Origin of the sequence: Paenibacillus sp. MCAF9, assembly GCF_052114265.1 — a bacterium.
In the GTDB taxonomy this organism is placed as follows: Bacteria; Bacillota; Bacilli; order Paenibacillales; family Paenibacillaceae; genus Pristimantibacillus.
Genome location: NZ_JBFREL010000003.1, coordinates 241,991 through 265,236, shown reverse-complemented (window position 1 = coordinate 265,236; position 23,246 = coordinate 241,991). Strand labels below are relative to the sequence as shown.

The following is a 23,246-nucleotide window of genomic DNA, read 5'->3' as shown; positions in this document are numbered from 1 at the left end:
ATGGATAATCAGACTGTAATATCTATAAAAAATGTGAGCAAAGCCTTTAAAATATATCGTGATAAGCCACTAACAATAAAAGAAAAAATATTAAAGTTAAGAAGTAATGAGTATAGCAATTTCTATGCTCTGAACGATGTGAGCCTGGACATTCAAAGAGGCGAAACTATTGGATTAATTGGACACAATGGTTGTGGGAAAAGCACTTTACTTAAACTTATTACAAAAATACTATACCCGGATAGTGGGGAAATCAAAGTTAATGGAAGAATATCAAGTCTTATCGAACTAGGAGCAGGTTTTCATCCGGATTTTACAGGAAGAGAAAATATATATATTAATGCTTCAATATTTGGTTTATCGAGAAAAGAGATTAACGAAAAAATCGATGAAATTATTGAGTTTTCTGAATTAGGAGAGTTTATTGAAAACCCTGTAAGAACCTATTCGTCAGGTATGTACATGCGACTAGCATTTTCAGTTGCTATAAATGTGGAACCGGAAATACTGTTAATCGACGAAATACTTTCTGTAGGAGATGCTAATTTCCAAAAGAAATGTTATGAAAAAATAGAAGGATTTAAAAGAGATGGAGCAACAATTGTTATTGTTACACATGATTTAGGAACAATTGAAAAAATTTGCGATAGAGTTTATTGGTTAAATGAAGGTTGTGTTATAGAACATGGTGAAGCAGATAGAGTAGTAAATCTTTATACGCAACGTATGAATAAACAATATATTAATCAACGGCAAGAAGAGTACCGTAAAGAATCAGAATCTAACGATTCAGCTACTAAAGTTGAGTCGTCTCAAGATGATAATGATGTTTCGAGTTTCACAGATGAGACTAGATGGGGATCGAAGGAAGTTATTATTACAGAGGCAAGAATATTAAACCAATTGAGAGAAAACACGAATATCGTTGCCGCCGGTGAATTAATAACTATTGAAATCGACTATAAAATTATAAAACCACAGAAAGAATATATATTTGGTGTGGGAATTTATACATCAGATAAAGTACTCGTATATGGAAACAATACTCAACTCGATAAATTAAAGATTCAATCTTTAAATCAAAATGGAACAGTTAAATTTTATATACATGATTTTAATTTACTAACAGGTAACTACAAGCTCAATGTTGCTATTGTTGATGATAATCATATAGCGTTAGATTTCATCAAATTTTACATGGACTTTTCAGTTGTGTCAAATGATAAAGCAGTTGGACTTTTTTCTATAAATCATAACTGGGAAGTGAATTAATTCAAAGATTGTTAAATGTGAAAATGAGGTGTTTCCAATTGAAAAAGTTATTTCGAAATATCGAACAAGAGATCATATTTGAAAAATTATTAAAAGGTTTGAATATTAATGAACAACAGATAGAAAAACACCAAGAAACATCTCTTGATACGAATCTGTTCCTATTAGAAATTCGAGGCTATATAAATAGTATGCTTCAAACACGAGAAAACTATGCTTATAGATATTTGCATTCTCATAGAAAAGTTATTGGTCCACTAATTATTTTTGCTAAGAAAGTTGTAAGGAAGCTACTTAAGTGGTATGTGGAACCGATTGCATTTCAACAGACGAAGTTTAATAGTGCGGTTACACCTGCAATAGGTAGAATGACTGAAATAGTAAGTGAGCTTACGTTAAAGACAAATAAGATAGAGGGAAGTTATGAAGAGAATCAAGAGAAGACAATGAAAAAACATGAACACTTTGACAATATAGTTGCTCAGCTAATTGAGAAGCACGATAAAGAGCATGATGCAGTAGCTCATTTAGTGCAGAAGCAAAAGCAACACAGCGATGTAGTAGCTCAGTTAATGCAAAGACAAGAAGAACAAACTTCCCTAATTATTAAATTAACAGAAGAAGTAAGATTTCTTGAAAAGAAACAAAAAGTACAAGAACAATTAAGTGAGAATACTAGAAGTATATTTGAAAAACTGGATGAGATCGATTTGTTTAAGAAAAGTAATGATCTATTCTTTGATAAAAAAACTCATTCACAATCGGGTGAAGATAGTATTCTAGCTTATATTATTCATGTGTTAGGAATTCCTGTTGAATCCGTTGATTATATTGATTTAGGTGCAAACCATGCCAAAGAATTAAGCAATACTTATTATTTTTATAGCAAAGGTGCTAAAGGAATTTTAGTTGAAGCTAATTCTAACCTCATACCTGAATTAAGCTTTTATCGACATAGAGATATTATATTAAATAAATGTGTGGATATAGAGACTGATAAAAATATTGAATTTTATATTCTAAATGGGGATGGAATGAGTACTCCTGATTTTGAAGCGGCTACGTCATTCTGTGAGAAAAATCCTGATTTAAAAATTATAGATAAAAAAGTTGTTGAAACTATTTCATATTCAACAATTGTAGAGAAATATCTTGGTAAGGCCCCTACAATATTATCAATAGACATTGAAGGTAAGGATATGGAGATATTGGAATCTATAGATTATAAAGAAAAGCGACCTTTAATAATAGTAACAGAAATGATCAGTTATGATATTAAACTAAATTACAAAACAAAAAAAACGGATATAAAAGATTTCTTAGAAAGCAAAGGCTATGATGAGTATGCATTTACAGGAATCAACTCAATCTTCATAGATGGAAGATTTCTTAGAGAAAGGGAAAATCAAAATGAATATAGCAATTGATGTTTTAGCTATTTTAGGACCTGGCTCAAAGAACAGAGGAATAGGTAATTATAGTACAAGTCAATTAAAAAAAATGTTTGATTTAGATAAGGTTAATAATTATTTCCTTTTGAACTTCTATGAGGATACAAATTTAAAGGAAATACTAAATTATTCCAATAACGTTACAGAGATTTATATCTATTTAGGCGATGATGGTTTTTTAGGGAAACGTGAGCAATTTAAAGATATTTTAGGTGGAGTAGTTAAGAAGTTTATTAGCACATATGATATAGAGGTATTTTATTTTACATCAATATTTGATGGAAGTATTTCCTATGATATGGATTGGTTTGATGGAGTTAAGACAGTAGCAACTTTATATGACATCATACCTTATATATATAAAGAAAAGTATCTAAACAACAAAGGTATGCATGATGAATACATGTCACAAATAAATAATATTCAAAAGATGGATAACTTATTAGCCATATCACAAAGTGCAAAAGACGATGTCATTAAACATTTAAATATTGATTCTAATAAAATTAGTGTTATATATGCTGGTACGGATGAATGTTATACGAGTATTGAAATACCTTCTGAGAGTGCTAGTGAATTGATGGGGAAATATGATATTAAAGATCAATTCATTATGTGCACTGGTGGGGATGATGATCGTAAAAATATAGGTGATTTGATAGTCGCATTTTCAAAAATGCCAAATCATTTAATTATTCAATATCAACTTGTTGTTGCTTGTAAGCTAAGCAAGGCATCAGAAGAGCGTTATTATGATATCGCGGCTAAACACAATATTAGAGATAGAGTAATACTAACTAATTTTATCCCTTTAGAACATCTCATCCAACTTTATAATCTTGCTCATATTGTGGCATTTCCTTCGCAATACGAAGGATTCGGTTTACCTGTAGTTGAAGCAATGGCTTGTGGTACTCCAGTACTGACATCAAACAACTCAAGTCTAGGAGAAATAGCTATAGGGGCAGCTGTTCTAGTAGACCCTTTTAAAGTAAAGGATATTACTAGAGGCTTAATAGAAATATTAGAAAATACTGATTTAGAACATTTGAAAAAAATGGGATATGAAAGAATTAAAAAATTCACTTGGGACAAGGTTTCTCAAAGTACGTTGGATGTTTTTAAAACTTTAAAAAGTGAGAAGACAAAGACAGGAGAAAAGAAAAAAATTGCATTCTTCACACCACTACCACCTGTGAAGTCTGGTATATCAGATTATAGTGTAGATATAATATGTGAACTCTCCAATTATTTTATTATAGATGTTTTTATCGATACAAACTATTTACATGATGGTGGACTACCAGAAGATGTTTCGGTATATGAACACAGTTATTTTAAAGAAAGAAGTAATCAGTATGATGATATAATTTATCAAGTGGGGAATAGTGAATATCATATTTTCATGATAGATTATCTAAAACAATATCCAGGAACAGTTGTATTACACGATTATAATTTACATGGAATATTGCACTTTTTAGCTTCAAAAAATAGTGGTATCGAACAATATAAACAATTCTTATATGAAGATTTTGATAGGAAAATAGTAGATGATTATATTAGTGAGCTTGTTTCTGGAAATATTTCTTTAAAAGAGTTTGAATTTCCATGCAACGGTGCAGTAACAAACTATGCAAATAAAATCATCGTACATAGTGATTATGCAAAAAAACTATTATTACAAAAAGATATAAAGAGGAATGTTAAAAAAATACCGCACTATGCTCGTATCAAAGATATTGATAATACTGATGATATTCGTAGAAGGTTATCAATTGATGAGAATAAAATTGTTATTTCAGCATTTGGACATATACATGAAACCAAACGTATTTTACCAATTTTGAAAGCATACAAGAATATTTCAGAGTTTAATGATCAAACTATACTGTATTTAGTTGGGAAACCTTCTCCGAGTATTAAAAATGAGGTAGAACGATATATTCAAGACAATAATCTTTCAAATAAGGTGAATATCACAGGTTATACAAATTTAGATGAATTTGAAGATTATATTGATATTACTGATATTTGCTTGAATTTAAGGTACCCATATAATGGTGAGACTTCTGGTAGTCTTATGAGAATACTTTCTAAAGGTAAGTGTTCAATAGTAAATGATTTGGGTAGTTTTTCTGAAGTTCCAGATGAATGTTGTGTAAAGTTAAAATCACCTGAAATGCTTACAGAGTTAGATGAGATTGAAATGATTACTGAAAAGTTAAAAGAGTTGGTTTACAACCCTGAATTAATACTATCAATAGGAACTAATGCTAGAGCATATGCGGTTAATGAATTAGACATTAAAATGATAGCAGAAAGGTATAAAGAATTTATAAATGATGCCCAGCCATCTGTTATAACTGAAATTATGCTACATAAAGTCGTTGAGTATATTAGAAGTAACCTTGGGGCTAATATTGATGAAAAAGAAATATATAAATTATCAGACACATTAGCTCTTCTAAAGTGAAAATAGTTCAATTTGCATTGGAAGCTATTCTACTATTAAGGTGATTACTCTTTCATTTAGGAATGTTAACTCCGTATACTCGAGGCTATAGAATTAAAAAGTGTATTAATTCAAACACCCTAAGTATCTGAGTGAAATTAAAATACTCATATTAATGTTATATAAAGTTTTATAAGGAGGATATTAGCTTAAAATGTACAAAAATATTATTAAAAAGAAAAATATACATTTAGGATATAAGTGGATAGGGTTATTACTATTTACTATTATTCTGTTTATATATTATTACGGAATAGCATTGAAAATGAATATGAATTCTGATGCTGCCTCAATTTTATTACAGGCTCAGGAAATAGCAAATGGAAATATATTACTGAGAGATTGGTTTTTGTCTACAGGGGCATATATAACAACTGATCTCTTATTTTATGCAATAGCTATAAAATTGTTTGGATTCTCATCGAATGTAATTTATATTGTTTCCGCCTTATTTTACACATTGCTAGTAGCAGTATGTGTTCTCTTTAGTTTGAAACGACAAAAAGGGATTTCTTATCTGAGTGCCTTTTATACTTTTACACTAATTGGTGTTCCAAGCTTTTTTTTATCAAGTATGATTTTTACAGGCCCATTACATGTTAGTTCATTATTATATATAATAACTGCATTGTTTATTTGGGAAAGTGCTAAAAATGCGTATTTGAAATATGGATTATTGTATTTTTTGGTAACATTAACGTTAATTGCTGATCCTTTTGCAACTTGGTTTTTTGTATTGCCATTTTGCCTAGTTTGTTTATACAAACTCATAGTTAATCGAAGTGAATTATATTCATTTGTAACGATAGTTGCAGCATATATTTCTTCAAAACTAGTTTTAATTGCCATTAACTTTAATATACCTTCAATTGGGCATGTTAGATTTTTAGAAATAACAGAAATAAAAAAGAATATTTCTTTATTAGTTCAAGGATATTTAGAATTGTACCAAGCAAACTTTTTTGGGGAATTTGTATCCCCTATTTCAACGTTTATTCTTATGATAAGTTTATCTGTTCTGTTTTTTGTGGGGTGGATAATATTTAAAAGTATAAGACAATTCAAGGTTACTGAATATACAACATTTGAGATGTTTCTCTTGTGTGCAATTGCTATTAATACACTAGAATACTTTTTGAGCAACATGCCTGTCGATATATGGACGACAAGATATTTAGTTCCAAGTTATATATATATTGCATTGTATGTGGGAATGTATATTCCTAGTAGGCTCCTAAGGAATGGGCTAAGTAAAATTGTGCTAAGTATAATGATTTGTTATTCTTTGTTTTCATTGCAAAAGATTGATTTTTCTAAAAATAATTCTGTTTATATAGAGGTAGCAGATCTTTTGTCTGACATCGGCGCTAAAAACGGCTATGGGGCATATTGGCACTCCTCTATTATAACAATGGAAAGTAAGGGAGATGTAAAGGTAAGGCCTGTTATTTTTAATGAAAGTATGACTCCTTATAATTGGTTATCGAAGTCTACTTGGTATGATGAAGAGTCGCATTTCCTCATCTTTGATGATACAAATTGGGGAAATATTAATTTGGAGACAGCCACCTCTACATTTGGAAAACCTGATGAAGTTTATAAAGTAAATAATCTAAATATTCTTTATTGGAAAGAGGATATTACAATAAAATTATCAAAAAAATAAAATAAGATTGGTATTTTAATGAAATTATTCATAGTATAGGGAGAGGATTCGAAAGAAAATTTATGATGAATCAAACTATGAAGTTTATTGTTGTGGGAATATTAAACACTATTGTTGGTTTTTCTGTATTTTATCTTTCTTTAGAGGTTTTTCATTTTAATTATTTGGTTTCATTGGTAATATCTCATATTATTGGCGTCACTAATAGTTATCTATGGAATAAAAGTTGGACTTTTAATATCCGCTATCATTCATTCAGTATGGTATTAAAGTTTGGCTTAACTTATCTATTAACCTTTATAATCAATTCTGCGTTATTGGTTTTATTGGTTGAGATTTTCAAACAAAATCCTGTCATATCACAGTTATTCTCAATGGTTATTACAACAGCGATTAGCTTCGTTGGTCAAAAATATTGGAGTTTTAAAGTAAAAATAATGGAGAGTGAATAGAAGTGATATTTAACGGAAGTCTTGTGCATACGAAAGAAGGAAAGAAAGCTGTTACTATAAATTTTGTGAATGATAAATATTATGTAATTGAATTAAGTGATGCAATATTGAATGATGAGAAATACGAAATTAAGATATTTAGTGAAAAATATCAAGAGTTATACCTTTGTGATGTAAGGAATCAAAGTATTTATATGAAAGAAGAACTTACCATAATTGAAGAATTGCCCACTGCTGTATTTGAAAAAGTAATGCGTCTAGAAATATTATCAAAAGTTGGCCAGTTCTATCATTTGTTTCATGAAAAGAAGCAACAATTTGAACCTGAAAAATCGCCATTAAATTACGGTGGTCGTGTTTATAATGAACTTGAAATGAAAAGCCTAGTTGATTCCTCATTGGATTTTTGGTTGACAGCGGGTAGATATAATAAGCAATTTGAAAAGGAATTTGCTGCATTTATAGGGGTTCGTTATGCACTTTTAACCAATTCCGGGTCATCAGCAAACTTACTTGCATTTTCAACACTCACATCGCCAAAGCTTGGTGACAGAAGAATTATGCCTGGCGATGAGGTCATAACAGTGGCTGCAGGATTTCCAACTACCGTAACGCCAATCGTGCAAAATGGTGCTATTCCCGTATTTATTGATGTTGATTTAGGTACATATAATATTATGGCAGATAGAATTGAAGAAGCTATTACTCCTAAGACAAAAGCAATTATGATTGCACATACGATGGGAAATCCTTTTCAATTAGATAAGGTTATGGAAGTCGCAAAAAAATATAACTTATGGGTTATTGAAGATAATTGTGACGCTCTAGGTTCAAAATACAATGGCAAACTCACAGGAACGTTTGGTCATATAGCTACTTCTAGTTTTTATCCGCCTCATCACATGACAATGGGCGAAGGCGGAGCGGTTTACACAAATGATGCAAAATTAAAAATGATAATAGAGTCCTTTAGAGATTGGGGAAGGGACTGTTGGTGTCCTTCTGGTTGCGATGATACTTGTAAAAAGAGATTTGGTTGGCAACTAGGTACATTACCTGAAGGTTACGACCATAAATATACATATTCTCACATTGGTTATAATTTGCGTGTTACTGAAATGCAAGCTGCAGTTGGGGTAGAACAACTTAAGAAAGTACCTTCCTTTACTGAAGCACGGATTAAAAATTTCAATCGTCTTCTTGCAGGATTACAATACTTGGAACAATATTTTATTCTTCCGAAGGCTACAGAAAATGCCGATCCGAGTTGGTTTGGATTTATACTAACATTAAAAGATAATGTTCATTTTACTAAAAATGAGATCGTTAATTATTTAGAAGCGAATAAAATACAAACTAGAATGTTGTTTGCTGGGAACTTAACGAGACAACCTGCATTTGATGGGGTGAATTACCGGATTCATGGTGATTTAACAAATACAGATAAAATTTTGGCTGACACTTTCTTAGTTGGTGTTTATCCTGGTTTAACAGATGAGATGATTGATTATGTAATTGAGAAAATTCATGCTTTCGTTACTGAAAAATAATAAATATCTTAAACATTAATTATTTTGGAGGCAAATATGAAAATAGTTATACTTGCAGGAGGTTTTGGTACTAGAATAAGCGAAGAATCGCATCTTAGACCTAAACCGATGATAGAAATTGGGGAAAGACCTATTCTATGGCACATCATGAAAACATACTCATCATTTGGATTTAATGATTTTATTATTTGTTTAGGGTATAAAGGGTTTTATATAAAGGAATACTTTGCTCATTATTTTTTACATGAATCGGATGTGACTTTTGATTTTACTGGTGATAATCAAGCAGTTATTCATCACCATTCGGCTGAACCATGGAAAGTTACTTTGGTCAATACGGGCATAAACACGATGACTGGTGGACGAGTGAAAAGGATCGCAAGATATGTGAATAATGAACCTTTTATGCTTACATATGGAGATGGTGTTTCTAATGTTAATATTAATGAGCTTTTATATTTTCACAAGTCGCATGGAAGATTAGCAACAGTAACATCTGTTCAGCCTAGCGGAAGATTTGGTGCGCTTGAATTAGAAGAAGGTAATGAGGTCAAAGGCTTTCAAGAGAAGCCTAAAGGTGATGGTTCTTGGATAAATGCAGGTTTCTTTGTAATGCAACCTGAGGTTTTTGATTATATCGAGAATGACGAGACAATACTGGAGAAAGAACCATTAGAGCAATTGGCCAGAAATGGTGAACTTTACTCTTATAAACATAATGGTTTTTGGCAGCCAATGGACACGTTACGAGATAAGAATCATCTAGAAGACTTATGGAATACAGGTGATGCTCCGTGGAAAGTTTGGGAATGATGAGTACATTTTGGAACGGGAAACGAGTATTTATAACTGGTCACACTGGTTTTAAAGGAAGCTGGCTAGCGATGTGGTTACAGCATTTGGGAGCAGAAGTGACTGGTTATTCACTTTTAGCTCCTACTGAACCCTCTTTGTTCAATGAATGCAAAATTGAAACAAAAATTCATGCATCAATCATTGGTGATATAAGAGATTTTCAGTCACTACATAAAGCAATGGTTAGCTCAAGTCCTGAAATAGTCATTCATATGGCTGCTCAACCATTAGTGAGATATTCATATGAAGAACCAGTCGAGACTTATTCCGTCAATGTAATGGGAACAGTTAATTTATTAGAAGCTGTCCGACTAACAGGGAATGTCAAAGCTGTTGTAAATGTTACAACTGATAAATGTTATGAAAATAAGGAATGGCAATGGGGATATAGAGAAGTTGATGTATTAGGAGGATACGATCCTTATTCTAATAGCAAAGCTTGCTCAGAATTAGTAACCGCTTCGTATAGAGACTCTTTTTTTAACAAAAATAGATTTGCTGATCATGGGGTTGCTATAGCATCAGCTAGAGCAGGTAATGTAATTGGAGGTGGGGATTGGGCTAAAGATCGTCTTATTCCTGATTGTATTAACTCCTTATTAGCAGAAAAAGATATAGTTATAAGAAATCCATCTGCAATTAGACCGTGGCAGCATGTATTAGAGCCACTTAGTGGTTATATGAAGTTAGCGCAAAGACTTTATGAAGAAGGTACAACTTACGCAGAATCATGGAACTTTGGTCCAAATGATTCAGATGCTAAGCCTGTAAGTTGGATTGTTGAGCGGATGTGTGATAAATGGGGAGGAGATACTTCTTTTATTTTAGATACCGCTAATAATCACCATGAAGCACATTATTTAAAATTAGATTGTTCTAAAGCACATTCACAATTAGAGTGGAAGCCAAGATGGTCACTTGATTATACAATAGATAAAATAATAGAGTGGACACTCGCATATAGAGACCAAAAGGATATGTATGATTTTTCAATTAAACAAATTGTTGAGTACGTGCAATCAAAGTAATGTAATCTGAATAATTAACTTGTAGATTGGAGTTGTACTATGAAGCTTTCAGATTATGTAATTGATTTTGTTAAACAACAGGGTGTTTCACATGTATTTGAATTTATAGGTGGTGCGATTGCTCATTTACTAGATTCTGTAGCAAAGAGAGATGATATGGAATGTATCTCTGTCCGTCATGAACAAGCAGGTGCATTTGCTGCAGAAGCATACGCGCGACTGAATGGGAAATTAGGTGTTGCAATGGCCACAAGTGGCCCTGGAGCATTAAATCTTGTAACAGGGATCGGCAGTTGTTATTTTGATTCCGTTCCTTGTCTGTTTATTACTGGTCAAGTAAATACATACGAATATAAATTTGATAAGCCCGTGAGACAGATAGGATTTCAAGAAACGGATATTGTTAGTGTGGTAGATTCTTTAACTAAATACTCAGAAATGGTTATTGATCCCAAAAAAATTAGATTTCATCTTGAAAAAGCTGTATTTATTGCTCAGACAGGACGGCCAGGACCCGTTCTTCTGGATATTCCAATGAATCTTCAAAGAGATAATATTGAGCCAGATCATTTAGAAAGTTTTTATGATAGTCAAGAATATTTTGAAATGATAAAGGAACAACAAACAGCTGTTGTAGATGATAATCAATTAAATAATGTGCTTTCACTTATAAGCCAATCAAAGAGACCAGTTGTATTGGTAGGTGGTGGAATAAGAATAGCGGGTGCTCAAGACTCTTTAAGACAATTTATCAATAAGACAGGTATTCCTGTTGTATCCTCCTTAATGGGACTAGACTCCATTCCGCATACGCATGAATCATTTTTTGGCTTAATAGGTTCTTATGGAAATCGTTATAGCAACCTAACGTTAGCGAATTGCGATTTACTCATCATATTAGGGTCTAGATTAGATACGCGACAAACAGGAACAAGACCAGATACTTTTGGGAGAGCTGCAATAAAAATTCATGTAGATATTGATGCTCTAGAACTAAATGCAAAAGTGGCGGTAGATGTTGCAATTCATTCAAATGTGAAAGATTTTCTTGTAAAGCTTAATGAAAAAATTGAAAATAACTATTCTTTAGATCTTCAGGATTGGTATCAAGTAATTAATAATTATAGAAAAAAATACCCTACTAGAGGAAAAGTGAATCCAGGACAAATAGATCCCAATGAGTTTATTGAGGAATTATCAGTTTTATCTAATGAAGGCGATGTAATATGTCTTGATGTAGGTCAACATCAAATGTGGGCCTCACAATCCTTTAAAATAAAAGAAAATCAGCGACTGCTTAATTCAGGTGGAATGGGAGCAATGGGTTTTGCGTTGCCAGCAGCTATAGGAGCTGCATTATCCACTGGCCAACGTGCAATTGTCATTGCTGGCGATGGTGGAATTCAATTGAATATTCAAGAGCTTGATACAATTGTAAGATATGGTTTACCTATCAAAATATTTGTTATGAATAATAATTGTTTAGGAATGGTAAGACAGTTCCAGGATCTCTATTTTGAAGGACGGAAGCAATCCACTGTTTATACTGCTCCTAGATTAAATGATATCGCTATGGCTTATGATGTGCCTGCTTACAATATTACAAATAGTAGAGAAGTGACGGATGTTCTTAAGCAAGTATTGGAAAGCGAGGGACCATCTTTCGTCAATGTAACTCTGATTCAGGATACTGCTGTTAATCCTAAATTAGTAGTAAATAGACCAATTGAAGACATGTCACCACATTTAGAACGCAAAGAATTAAAGGATATTATGTTAATTGATCTTGTAGAAGAAATGGAAGTTCCAAAATAATGGCTGATAACTTAACTGAATTGCAAAATAAGTCTATAGCTATATTAGGTGCAACAAGTCACATTGCAAAAAATATAATTTTTGAATTGGCTGCAAATAATCAATATAATTTGCTGCTTTATGCAAGGTCATTTGAAAATATGAAATCATACATAACTGATATCTCACAAGATCGCAATCCACTAATTAAATGTTTTTCCTTGAATGAATTTGGATATCACTATTATGATGTTGTTATTAATTGTATTGGAATAGGTGATCCTGGAAAATTGAAAGAAGATTATCATCAAATATTCCATATAACCGAGTACTACGACAATTTAGTGATAGACTATCTGAATAATAAATCAAGACAGACATTATATATTAATTTAAGTAGCGGGGCAGCTTATGGAACAGAATTTAGTGAACCAGCAGGTTACAATACTAAGGTAAACATACAAGTAAATAATTTAAAACAACAAAATTACTATGGTGTCGCTAAATTAAATGCAGAGGCGAAGCATAGATCGTTAGAGAATTTCAATATTGTCGATCTGAGAGTTTTTAGTTTTTTTAGTAGATTCATTAATCTCAATTCGAAATTTTTGATCACAGAAATGATTAATTCAATTAGGCAAAATAAAATATTTGATACTGGATTAAATGATATTATACGAGATTATGTTTCTCCAAAAGACTTCTGCAACCTAATAAATTTATGTATTGCAAAATCAATTGTTAATACCGCTTACGATGTGTATAGTCTTGCGCCAGTTTCTAAATTTGAGCTGATAGAGTTTTTTCATAATGAATTTTCTATGCAATATAGAATAATTGAAACTTCTATTGAAAACAATTCTACCGGTCAAAAATCAATTTACTTTTCTGAAAATAAGCTAGCTGAAGAAATAGATTATTATCCTTCCTCAACTTCCTTAGAAAGTATTATGGAAGAAGCAAGTAAAATAATATACACTAACGGGTGATAAATTTGAAGTTTATTAGTATAGTGACGCCTTGCTACAATGAGGAAGCTAATGTTGAAGAAGTATACGCTCAGGTAAAGAGTGTATTTGATACATTAAGTGGATATGTGTACGAGCATATATTTATTGATAATGCATCAAAAGATAATACATTGAAAATTTTAAAACAAATGGCCCAACAAGATAGCAATGTAAAAGTAATTGCGAATGCAAGGAATTTTGGGCATATTAGATCCCCTTATCATGCACTTCTACAGTCAAGAGGCGATGCGTCAATCTTACTTGTTGCAGATCTTCAAGACCCACCAACAATGATAAAGGACTTTATTCAAAAGTGGGAAGAAGGATATAAAGTTGTACTTGGTGTAAAGGCACAAAGTGAAGAATCTGCACTTATGTTTGCTATTCGGAAAATGTACTACAATTTTATAAATAGAGTATCTGAAATTGAATTAACGAAGAATAACACTGGTTTTGGTTTATATGATGCTAAAGTTATTGAAATATTACGTGGAATAGATGATCCATATCCTTATTTCAGAGGATTAATTTCAGACATTGGATTTGAAAGCTACAAGATAGAATATATACAGCCTTCTAGAAAAAGAGGAGTAACAGCAAATAATTTTTATACATTATACGATATGGCTATGCTTGGCATTACTAATCATTCTAAAATACCATTAAGAATGGCTGCCATGGTTGGTTTCTTAATGTCTGCGTTCAGTTTTATAGTTGCAATTATTTATTTTTTAGCAAAGCTTTTATTTTGGAATTCATTCTCTGTAGGAACTGCTCCCCTTGTTATCGGACTATTTTTATTTAGCTCAGTACAGTTGTTTTTCATTGGAATCATAGGCGAGTATATAGGTTCAATTCATACACAGGTTTTGAAAAGGCCGCATGTGATAGAGAAGGAAAGAATTAATTTTGATAAATATCCTAATCATATCAATGAGGAAGAAGTTGAACTAGAAGTAAAGAAAATATATTATTCTGCATAAATATGTATTTTAAAAAAGATAAAAAAACTGTTATTTTATTGCTTATTTATGGATTGAATACATAAGAGTATTTTCTGATTGGAGATTATAGTATGAAAGGAATCATTCTAGCAGGTGGAACTGGTTCACGCCTATTTCCCTTGACGAAAGTAACAAACAAGCACTTACTTCCAGTGGGACGTTACCCTATGATCTTCCACGCAATAGCTAAGTTGAAAGAAGCAGCTATTGAAGACATACTTATAGTAACAGGGAAAGAACATATGGGTGATGTTGTGAATCTTTTAGGGAGTGGTAAAGAGTTTGGTCTTTCATTTACTTACAAGGTTCAAGATGAAGCAGGTGGGATAGCACAGGCGTTAGGTATGGCAGAACGATTTGTCAACAACGAACTCATGGTTGTCATTCTTGGAGATAATGTTTTTAGTAATTCAATCGTTTCATTTGTTGAAAGTTTTGAAGAACAGCAGTCTGGGGCAAAAATTCTCATTCAAGAGGTACCAGATCCACAGCGGTATGGTGTGCCAGAGCTTGCAGGAGAAAAGATTGTATCGATTGAGGAGAAACCCAAGAGTCCTAAAAGTAATTATGCCGTAACTGGAATTTATATGTATGACAATCGTGTATTTGATATTATTCGTTCCTTAAAACCTTCGAGCCGGGGAGAATTAGAGATTACTGATGTTAACAATGCCTATATCACTTCCAATGAGCTGTCATATGATGTATTAAGTAACTGGTGGACGGACGCAGGGACTCATGCATCATATAGCAAGGCGAATGAACTTTCAAAGGACCTCATTTACGGTGAGGAATTTGGAAGATTCAAATTGTAATAGGCGGTGATTGATATTGATAGTAAGAGAGACTAATCTTCCTGGAGTGAAATTGCTAGAACCCGAAGTTTTTGGTGATCATCGCGGATTTTTCATGGAGAGTTATAATGCTAGAACATTTGCTGAGCTTGGGCTTAATCATGATTTTATACAAGATAATCATTCCCTTTCAGTAAAATTGCATGTTCTAAGAGGTATGCATTATCAGCTTGGACCTAAGGCACAAACAAAGCTTGTTAGAGTTTCGGCAGGTAAGATTTATGATGTTGTCATTGATATAAGACAGGGCTCACCTACTTTTGGAAAATGGCAAGGTTTTGAATTATCTGCAGATAATAAGCTTCAGCTTTTGGTTCCACAAGGATTCGCTCATGGTTTTTGCACTTTAACTCACAATTGTGAAGTTCAATACAAAGTTGATGACCTCTACTCCCCTGAACACGACCGTGGCATCGCCTGGAATGATCCGGTACTAGCAATCGACTGGCCGACATCTACTCCGATTTTATCGGATAAGGATGGCAAGCATCCGGTGCTTGCCGATGCGGAAATCAACTTTGTATATGAAGGGTGAGTTAGACTCGTGAAATTACTAGTTACCGGCGGTGCCGGCTTTATAGGCAGCAATTTTGTATTGTATATGATTAAGAACTATCCAAATTACGAAATCATTAATGTTGATGCACTCACATATGCAGGCAATCTTGAAAACCTGCGATCGATTGAGCAGCATTCAAACTATTCATTCGTGAAAGCAGATATTGCTAAACGTTCAGAATTGGAGCCGTTATTCCAACTAGGCATCGACGCTGTTATTAACTTTGCAGCAGAATCTCATGTGGATCGCAGCATTTTGCATCCAGAGATTTTCGTACAGACAAACATTCTTGGTACTCAGACGCTGCTTGATCTTACAAAGCAATATAACGTAACTAAATTCGTTCAAGTTTCTACGGATGAAGTGTACGGAACTTTGGGTGAGACGGGACTTTTCACGGAAGATACGCCGATTGCGCCAAACAGTCCATATTCGGCGAGCAAAGCTGGGGCGGATCTGCTTGTCAGAGCTTATCATGAGACATTTGGGCTAAACGTTAACATAACACGCTGCTCTAATAACTATGGTCCATATCAGTTCCCTGAGAAGCTTATTCCATTAATGATTCAGAATGCGCTTCAAGATAAGCCGCTTCCTGTATACGGGGATGGCCTTAATGTCCGTGATTGGCTTTATGTTGAGGATCACTGCAGCGCAATAGATCTTGTACTGCATAAAGGTGTTAATGGTGAAGTATACAATGTTGGTGGACGTAACGAGCGGAACAATCTGCAGGTTGTTCGCACGATTCTTGAAGAGCTTGGCAAGCCTGAGTCGCTGATCTCCTACGTGAAGGATCGTCTTGGCCATGATCGCAGATATGCAATTGATGCTGACAAGATTCGTAATGAATTAGGCTGGCAGCCGAAATTTAACTATGAAGACGGAATCAAGGAAACGATTCGTTGGTACCTTAGCAATACAGAGTGGATGGAGCAGGTTGCATCCGGCTCTTATCAACAATATTATGACACCCAGTACAAGGATCGCCTGGAGGCGAAAGAATAATATGGCTACTTTAAAAATCGTAGTTACTGGTGCGAATGGGCAGCTTGGCCGAGAATTGTCGCAATGGACGACGGAGACAGCTGAAATTATTGGATTAAGCCGAAGTGAGCTTGATATTACGAGTCTCCCAGCCTGCCGGAATTTATTTGCACTGCATCGTCCTGATGTTGTCATACACTGCGCCGCCTATACTGCTGTAGATAAAGCCGAGTCCGAGCCGGACGAGGCTTTTCGTGTGAATGCAGCTGCAACACGCAATGTTGCGGTAGCTGCTCGTGAGATCGGTGCAAAGCTTTGTTATATAAGCACTGATTATGTTTTTGATGGGAACAGCACTGTCCCTTACAATGAATATGATCAGATTAATCCTCAAACGGTATATGGTAAATCGAAATATGCTGGCGAACAAGCCGTTCAGACACTACATGATCGCTTCTATATTGTTCGGACCTCATGGGTGTACGGGAAGTACGGCAATAACTTTGTGAAGACGATGCTAAAAATGGCTGGTGAGCGAGATAAGCTTAAAGTAGTTGCAGATCAAATCGGATCGCCTACCTACACCTATGATCTTGCAGCCTTTTTGCTTGAGCTGGTACAAACTGATTATTATGGTATTTATCATGCATCCAATAGCGGAGTTTGCTCTTGGTTTGAGTTCGCAAATGCTATATTTGAAGACAGCAGCACGACTATTCTTGTTGAGCCTTGTACGACAGCTGACTTCCCAAGGCCAGCTCCAAGACCTGCATATTCAGTTATGGATCATACTGCTATCCGCAGTAATGGGCTTAACTTGCTGCGGCCGTGGAGAGAAGCGCTTAACCACTATCTCAAAGACAGTGAGTGATATATGTAATGCCAACAGTAAGCGTTTGTATAGTAACGTATAACAGTGCGAAAGACATTCAAAACTGCTTGCAAGCTGTTTTAAAACAAAGCTTCCCTGTAGAACGCATTGTCGTCATTGACAATGCGTCAACCGATGGAACAGCTAATCAAGTGAAACCTTTCGCAGAGTATGTCCATTTCATAGCGAACACAATCAATAATGGGTTTGCCGGCGGCCAAAACCAGGCTATACGTGAGACATCCTCCGATTATGTTCTTGTGTTAAATCCGGATGTTACGCTAGACCCGAATTATTTAAAAGAAATTATTGGTTTTATGGAACAAAAGCCGGCGGTTGGAAGTGCAACCGGACGGCTTGTTTTTGCGTCTAATATTGAAGTAATGGATAGTGCAGGACTTGGAATGAAACGAACTCGAAATGCATATGATCTAGCCGCAGGCGACCAAGCAGCGGACTGGAGTACAACAAGAGCCGTATTTGGCGTATCTGGTGCAGCAGCGATATATCGAAAGGCTATGATTCGTGATATCGAATATGATGGCGAATTTTTTGATGAACGCTTTTTTGCCTATAAGGAAGACGTAGATGTAGCATGGCGAGCACAGAAGCTTGGCTGGACCTCATATTACATACCTGAAGCAAACGCAGTACACCATCGAGGCTGGAAAAAGGGAAGCAGGAGCAGCGTTCCGCTGTTTGTTCGTCAGCATTCCTATCAGAACCGTTTTTTCACCCTTATAAAAAATGAACCTATCGGTTGGCACTCTCTATTAATAGGGCCGTTGATCCTAGCAACGGAAGCGGTGAAGCTTGGTTATATTGTTTTACGTGAGCCTGGATTGTTACGCTGTTGGTCAACTATTTTCAAATCGCTTCCGAGCATGCTTCAAAAACGTAAATGGATTCAGGAAAAGGCAGTTCATAAACGACATACTAAACATTAAATTAATTTTAAATGGGAAAATATGGGGTTCTCCTCTTATCCTATTTTTGGTACAATGCAGATAGAGTCGAAATTTGAGAGAATGCGGGTGAACACGGCGAATGCTAAGGCAAAACCAACGGTTTTTGACGCAATTATATATGCTGGCGGATTTATCCTGCACATTGGTCGTCTTTATGGCCGCGTATTGGCTTAAATTTTATAGCGGTCTGCTGCCAAGCTTTAACTCGGTAGCGTTCTCTACTTATTTACTATGGGGAACGATTTATTCCTTTTCAGCAGTGCTGATCGGTTTTTACTTTCAGTTTTATTCGCCCAAACGACGCAAAAATTATTCCTACGAAGTGCTTCGTATTTTACAGATTCAAACGATTAGCTTTTTAGGTTTACTTAGCTTGTTCTTCTTTACCCGTGAAGTACATATCTCTCGTGAATTTCTAGCCATTTTCTTTTTCATGAATTTTATCGCCATTGCGTCATACCGATATTGGGTCAAATCGGTCCTCGCTTCGTTTCGTCGCAAAGGCTTTAATAAACGTTTTGTGCTTATCGTTGGGGCTGGTTCAGTGGGACGCAGTTTCTACACGAATCTGCAGCAGCACCCGGATCTTGGATATGAGGTAGTCGGTTTTTTGGATGATTATCAAGATGAGCATGCGCCTGAGCATCAGTATATGAAGCCGATTATCGGAAGGCTTGACGCTTTGAAGCAAAAGCTGGATATGATGCCTATTGATGAGGTCATCATTGCACTGCCGCTTGAAGCGCATGCGAAATATGCGGAAATTATTGAAATGTGTGAACGAACGGGCGTGAAGACGTTAATCATTCCTGATTTCTTTGATCTGCTGCCGGCTAGGCCATTTTTTGATAATTTTGCAGGCATCCCGCTTATTAATGTAAGGGATATTCCACTCGATGAGCTGAGCAATCGAATATTAAAGCGCTGGTTTGATATCGCCTTCTCATTAGTTGCAATTCTTATAACGTCTCCAATCATGTTGTTCGCTATCATAGGGCTTAAGCTGACATCGCCTGGACCGGTATTGTTTAAGCAGGAGCGGATGGGACTCGATCGCAAAACGTTCCATATGTTTAAATTCCGCTCTATGCGTGTATCAACGGATAAAGTATCCGATACACAGTGGACGGTAGAGAACGATCCAAGGCGCACCAAGTTTGGCAGCTTCCTTCGTCGCACGAGTCTGGATGAGCTGCCGCAGTTTTTTAACGTTCTGCTCGGCCATATGAGCGTGGTTGGTCCGCGGCCAGAACGTCCCTATTTCGTGAATCAGTTCAAAGAGGAAATTCCAAAATATATGGTTAAGCATCAGATTAGACCAGGGATAACAGGCTGGGCACAGACCAATGGCTTAAGAGGCGACACTTCCATACAAGACCGTATTATGTTTGATATTTTTTATATTGAAAACTGGACTTTTTTCTTTGATATCAAAATTATTTTCAAAACGGTACTGAAGGGCTTGATTAACAAAAATGCTTACTAACAGCAATTCAGCATGCCGAGTATCGATTATTATTCCTACATTAAATGCAGGGCCAGAGCTGGAAGAGCTATTAGAGCGATTGAAGTATCAGTCGCTTCCTCCATATGAAATCATCATTATGGATTCCTGCTCGGACGATGGAACGCAGGAGCGAGCACTCAAGGCAGGTGCCCAAGTGATGCGCGTTGAACGCCGAGACTTCGATCACGGCGGCACTCGCAACGTTGCAGCGATGCAAGCGCGCGGCGATATTTTGCTTTTTATGACGCAGGACGCTCTCCCTTGCAACGATAAGCTCATTGAAGAGCTGACCAGCCCACTTCTATCTGGGAATAATGTTGCGTATGCCTATGCAAGGCAGCTGCCGAGACCAGAAGCTAATGTGCTGGAACGACTGGCAAGGGAACATAACTATCCGGCACAGTCGCAATTGAAAGCTTATGAGGATATTGAGGAACTTGGGATTAAAACATTTTTTTGCTCCAACGTATGCTCAGCGATTTGGCGTGAGACGTTTGAGACGATGGGACGGTTTCAGGAGCCTGTCATCTTTAATGAGGACTTGTTTATGGCTGCCAAATGCATCTTAACTGGTCATAAGGTTGCTTATTCCGCAGAGGCTCTAGTGTTCCATTCACATGACTATTCGATAAAGCAGCAATTCAAGCGTTACTTCGATAATGGAATTTCTATGCGATGCAATACATGGATCACGCCTTACAGCGCGGTTGGCAAAGCAGGCTCAAAGCTCGTTAAGCTGCAGCTGAATGAGCTCAATCGAACCGGCAAATGGCATCTGATTCCCAAGCTGATCGCTGAATCCGCAGCTAAGCTGATCGGCTATAAGCTAGGCATGAATTATCGCCTTTTACCGCAGTTTGTAACTAGAAGGCTTAGTATGCACCGCCTTATCCTTACTCATATCGAAAATAATAATGCTGGCGTGACAATGAAGCAATAATCCAATTATCAGATTTAATCATTAATCTGCAATACTTCAAATTCTAAAGCTCGTCCGATTAGCAATTAATCGGCGGGCTTTTTTTCATCTTATAAGATTTTATAAGAATAGGTATGTAAGCATGCGTTCAAACTAGAGGGACATGTAAGATTCTGCACGGTAAGGAGAAAACGAGGTGTTATTTTAACTATGGGGTTCATTTGGCTGTCGGCAATATTAATCGTATATATTATTCAGCTCGCAGTGGTTTTTGTGATGGAGCATCGTCGTCAGGTACAGTTGACTGCATGGCTTTTCATTACATTTATGTTCCCGTTCATAGGCTTTATAGCCTATATCATGCTTGGGAAAGATTTTGTCAGACGCAGGCGTATGGAACGATTTAAGCAGGAGACTATACGCTATGCGAATCAATTATCCCAGCAGGTTACAGAGGCAGCGGATATGGAAAATGAGCAGGTTGAGACACAAAAGAAACTGTTTGCCATGCTTACTGGCTTAGCTCCGTTTCCAATTACCCGTAATAATGAAGCATTCGTTCTGAATAACGGTGATGACACATACGAGGAGATATTGAGAGAGCTGAGGCGAGCGACCCATCATATACATATGGATTATTACATGATTAGAGATGATGAAATTGGAAAACGTTTTTTGCAGGTGTTAACGAGTAAGGCGAGAGAAGGAGTCGAGGTCCGAATCGTATATGATGGGATAGGAAGCCTGCATTTAAGTGATAAATATATCGAAGAGCTTCACCTTGCGGGAGTTCGGACAAGCTGCTTTTTACCGCCGCGCATCGCCTTTTTTGACAGAAAATTAAATTATCGCAATCATCGCAAAATCGTTGTAGTAGATGGGACCGTAGGTTTTATCGGAGGTATCAATATCGGTGATGAATACTTAGGAAAGGATCCGAAGCTGGGCTTCTGGCGGGATACTCATTTGCGTCTGAAAGGGGACTCCGTATATTACCTGCAGGAGCTGTTCATGAACGACTGGGCTTTCGCGGCAAAAGAAGAGCTGGATGGTAAAGCGTATATGACGCCGCATCATTGCCTAGGAAATGAAAGGGTGCTGATGGTCTCAAGTAAACCGGGACAGCATGCTCATAAGATTGACGAGGTCATGTTTGCAGCGATCACAGCGGCTTTGACTAGGATATATATAACGACACCTTATTTTATACCAGATTCCAGCCTGCTTATGGGTCTCAGAACTGCTGCACTCAGCGGGGTAGATGTGAGGTTGATTATACCGGGCATTGCGGACTCCAAGCTTGTGCTGCTTGCCACGCTATCCTATATGCAAGAGATGCTGGATGCGGGAGCGAAGGTTTATCGTTATGAGAAAGGATTTATTCACTCGAAGGTGATGATTGTAGATCACATGCTGGCCACAGTTGGAACAGCAAATGTTGATATGCGCAGCTTGCTAAGTAATTTTGAACTGAACGCAGTGCTTTTTGACGAAGGGACGATTAAGAAGCTGGAAACGGATTTTATGGAGGATTTAAAGCATAGCCGAGAATTAGACCAAAAGACCTTTAAGAATCGACCGAATCGACAAAAGGCAGCAGAAGCATTACTGCGCATGTTATCGCCTCTATTGTGAACGATGCATGCTTGACTGCGTTTTCGGGCATATTTTTCGAAGGTGGATAAACCATGTTATTACCGCCGCGAATGCGAAATCAGGCCTACACGGTATACGTATTCGCCAAAACAAATGGGAGGGTATAACTATGACAGATACTAACGACGAGCAAAAACAAGAGGCGGCAGATCCGAAGCATGAGGGTCGAGAGGATTATTTTATGGATATCGACAGGATGGTTAATGAAGGATTGGGCGGCGGCAATGTAACGCTGCAAAACGGCCTTATTGACGAATCAACAACAGATACGATGGAACGTGAATCCAGATAGCAATTGTTCAATGCATTTATAAAAAAGGAGGGGTAG

At 35.9% G+C, this 23,246-nt stretch carries 20 protein-coding genes; all 20 read left to right on the top strand.

Features of this window, described 5'->3' with window-relative positions:
• The 20 genes from AB4Z45_RS06720 (at nt 1) to AB4Z45_RS06625 (ending at nt 23,210) form a co-directional block, all read left to right on the top strand.
• Complete coding sequence (locus tag AB4Z45_RS06720) at nt 1–1,272, top strand: ABC transporter ATP-binding protein (RefSeq protein ID WP_441908416.1); 1,272 nt, start codon at nt 1–3, stop codon at nt 1,270–1,272.
• A 38-nt stretch (nt 1,273–1,310) separates the two neighbouring features.
• On the top strand, nt 1,311–2,699 hold the full coding sequence (locus AB4Z45_RS06715) for an FkbM family methyltransferase (RefSeq protein WP_441908415.1): 1,389 nt from the start codon (nt 1,311–1,313) through the stop codon (nt 2,697–2,699).
• Nucleotides 2,683–5,199 carry a glycosyltransferase gene (locus AB4Z45_RS06710; protein WP_441908414.1) on the top strand — a complete coding sequence of 839 codons (2,517 nt, stop codon included), beginning with the start codon at nt 2,683–2,685 and terminating at the stop codon, nt 5,197–5,199. Before AB4Z45_RS06715 ends, AB4Z45_RS06710 begins: the two co-directional genes overlap by 17 nt.
• Before the next feature lie 193 nt (nt 5,200–5,392).
• Nucleotides 5,393–6,904, top strand: a complete 1,512-nt coding sequence (locus AB4Z45_RS06705) for a hypothetical protein (protein WP_441908413.1) — start codon at nt 5,393–5,395, stop codon at nt 6,902–6,904.
• A 62-nt stretch (nt 6,905–6,966) separates the two neighbouring features.
• Nucleotides 6,967–7,356 (top strand): GtrA family protein, encoded by a 390-nt coding sequence (locus tag AB4Z45_RS06700; RefSeq protein WP_441908412.1) that lies wholly within the window; start codon nt 6,967–6,969, stop codon nt 7,354–7,356.
• Between the two features lie 2 nt (nt 7,357–7,358).
• A complete protein-coding gene (gene rfbH, locus AB4Z45_RS06695; protein WP_441908411.1) occupies nt 7,359–8,906 on the top strand; it encodes a lipopolysaccharide biosynthesis protein RfbH in 1,548 nt (515 codons plus the stop codon).
• Between the two features lie 36 nt (nt 8,907–8,942).
• Nucleotides 8,943–9,719, top strand: coding sequence for a glucose-1-phosphate cytidylyltransferase (gene rfbF / locus AB4Z45_RS06690; RefSeq protein WP_441908410.1), 777 nt, complete (start codon nt 8,943–8,945; stop codon nt 9,717–9,719).
• A complete protein-coding gene (rfbG, locus tag AB4Z45_RS06685) occupies nt 9,716–10,789 on the top strand; it encodes a CDP-glucose 4,6-dehydratase (RefSeq protein WP_441908607.1) in 1,074 nt (357 codons plus the stop codon). The genes rfbF and rfbG overlap by 4 nt, the downstream gene beginning before the upstream one ends.
• Nucleotides 10,790–10,828: 39 nt before the next feature.
• On the top strand, nt 10,829–12,604 hold the full coding sequence (locus AB4Z45_RS06680) for a thiamine pyrophosphate-binding protein (protein ID WP_441908409.1): 1,776 nt from the start codon (nt 10,829–10,831) through the stop codon (nt 12,602–12,604).
• Nucleotides 12,604–13,572: a hypothetical protein gene (locus AB4Z45_RS06675; protein ID WP_441908408.1), complete on the top strand. Its 969-nt coding sequence runs from the start codon at nt 12,604–12,606 to the stop codon at nt 13,570–13,572. The genes AB4Z45_RS06680 and AB4Z45_RS06675 overlap by 1 nt, the downstream gene beginning before the upstream one ends.
• The gene (locus AB4Z45_RS06670; RefSeq protein WP_441908407.1) at nt 13,569–14,576 is read left to right on the top strand and encodes a glycosyltransferase family 2 protein; all 1,008 of its coding nucleotides are present in this window, start codon (nt 13,569–13,571) and stop codon (nt 14,574–14,576) included. The genes AB4Z45_RS06675 and AB4Z45_RS06670 overlap by 4 nt, the downstream gene beginning before the upstream one ends.
• 92 nt (nt 14,577–14,668) lie before the next feature.
• Entirely contained in the window at nt 14,669–15,412 is a 744-nt protein-coding gene (locus tag AB4Z45_RS06665) for a sugar phosphate nucleotidyltransferase (RefSeq protein WP_441908406.1), read from the top strand.
• Between the two features lie 16 nt (nt 15,413–15,428).
• Entirely contained in the window at nt 15,429–15,986 is a 558-nt protein-coding gene (rfbC, locus tag AB4Z45_RS06660; RefSeq protein ID WP_441908405.1) for a dTDP-4-dehydrorhamnose 3,5-epimerase, read from the top strand.
• A 9-nt stretch (nt 15,987–15,995) separates the two neighbouring features.
• Nucleotides 15,996–17,018 (top strand): dTDP-glucose 4,6-dehydratase, encoded by a 1,023-nt coding sequence (rfbB, locus tag AB4Z45_RS06655; RefSeq protein ID WP_441908404.1) that lies wholly within the window; start codon nt 15,996–15,998, stop codon nt 17,016–17,018.
• Nucleotide 17,019: 1 nt separating this feature from the next.
• Nucleotides 17,020–17,868 carry a dTDP-4-dehydrorhamnose reductase gene (gene rfbD / locus AB4Z45_RS06650; protein ID WP_441908403.1) on the top strand — a complete coding sequence of 283 codons (849 nt, stop codon included), beginning with the start codon at nt 17,020–17,022 and terminating at the stop codon, nt 17,866–17,868.
• Nucleotides 17,869–17,876: 8 nt separating this feature from the next.
• Nucleotides 17,877–18,815 carry a glycosyltransferase family 2 protein gene (locus AB4Z45_RS06645; RefSeq protein WP_441908402.1) on the top strand — a complete coding sequence of 313 codons (939 nt, stop codon included), beginning with the start codon at nt 17,877–17,879 and terminating at the stop codon, nt 18,813–18,815.
• A 100-nt stretch (nt 18,816–18,915) separates the two neighbouring features.
• Nucleotides 18,916–20,322, top strand: a complete 1,407-nt coding sequence (locus tag AB4Z45_RS06640; RefSeq protein WP_441908401.1) for an undecaprenyl-phosphate glucose phosphotransferase — start codon at nt 18,916–18,918, stop codon at nt 20,320–20,322.
• On the top strand, nt 20,312–21,283 hold the full coding sequence (locus tag AB4Z45_RS06635; protein WP_441908400.1) for a glycosyltransferase family 2 protein: 972 nt from the start codon (nt 20,312–20,314) through the stop codon (nt 21,281–21,283). Before AB4Z45_RS06640 ends, AB4Z45_RS06635 begins: the two co-directional genes overlap by 11 nt.
• 189 nt (nt 21,284–21,472) lie before the next feature.
• The gene (cls, locus tag AB4Z45_RS06630; RefSeq protein WP_441908399.1) at nt 21,473–22,897 is read left to right on the top strand and encodes a cardiolipin synthase; all 1,425 of its coding nucleotides are present in this window, start codon (nt 21,473–21,475) and stop codon (nt 22,895–22,897) included.
• 130 nt (nt 22,898–23,027) lie between these two features.
• Nucleotides 23,028–23,210, top strand: a complete 183-nt coding sequence (locus AB4Z45_RS06625; RefSeq protein WP_076271822.1) for a hypothetical protein — start codon at nt 23,028–23,030, stop codon at nt 23,208–23,210.
• The last annotated feature ends 36 nt before the right edge of the window (nt 23,211–23,246 follow it).

Excerpts from the sequence above, each read along its gene's own strand:
- AB4Z45_RS06720 (WP_441908416.1), top strand. The coding sequence starts at position 1 with ATGGATAATCAGACTGTAATATCTATAAAAAATGTGAGCAAAGCCTTT.
- AB4Z45_RS06710 (WP_441908414.1), top strand. The coding sequence starts at position 2,683 with ATGAATATAGCAATTGATGTTTTAGCTATTTTAGGACCTGGCTCAAAG.
- AB4Z45_RS06705 (WP_441908413.1), top strand. The coding sequence starts at position 5,393 with ATGTACAAAAATATTATTAAAAAGAAAAATATACATTTAGGATATAAG.
- AB4Z45_RS06700 (WP_441908412.1), top strand. The coding sequence starts at position 6,967 with ATGATGAATCAAACTATGAAGTTTATTGTTGTGGGAATATTAAACACT.
- rfbF (WP_441908410.1), top strand. The coding sequence starts at position 8,943 with ATGAAAATAGTTATACTTGCAGGAGGTTTTGGTACTAGAATAAGCGAA.
- rfbG (WP_441908607.1), top strand. The coding sequence starts at position 9,716 with ATGATGAGTACATTTTGGAACGGGAAACGAGTATTTATAACTGGTCAC.
- AB4Z45_RS06680 (WP_441908409.1), top strand. The coding sequence starts at position 10,829 with ATGAAGCTTTCAGATTATGTAATTGATTTTGTTAAACAACAGGGTGTT.
- AB4Z45_RS06675 (WP_441908408.1), top strand. The coding sequence starts at position 12,604 with ATGGCTGATAACTTAACTGAATTGCAAAATAAGTCTATAGCTATATTA.
- AB4Z45_RS06665 (WP_441908406.1), top strand. The coding sequence starts at position 14,669 with ATGAAAGGAATCATTCTAGCAGGTGGAACTGGTTCACGCCTATTTCCC.
- rfbD (WP_441908403.1), top strand. The coding sequence starts at position 17,020 with ATGGCTACTTTAAAAATCGTAGTTACTGGTGCGAATGGGCAGCTTGGC.
- AB4Z45_RS06645 (WP_441908402.1), top strand. The coding sequence starts at position 17,877 with ATGCCAACAGTAAGCGTTTGTATAGTAACGTATAACAGTGCGAAAGAC.
- AB4Z45_RS06640 (WP_441908401.1), top strand. The coding sequence starts at position 18,916 with ATGCTAAGGCAAAACCAACGGTTTTTGACGCAATTATATATGCTGGCG.
- AB4Z45_RS06635 (WP_441908400.1), top strand. The coding sequence starts at position 20,312 with ATGCTTACTAACAGCAATTCAGCATGCCGAGTATCGATTATTATTCCT.
- cls (WP_441908399.1), top strand. The coding sequence starts at position 21,473 with ATGGGGTTCATTTGGCTGTCGGCAATATTAATCGTATATATTATTCAG.
- AB4Z45_RS06625 (WP_076271822.1), top strand. The coding sequence starts at position 23,028 with ATGACAGATACTAACGACGAGCAAAAACAAGAGGCGGCAGATCCGAAG.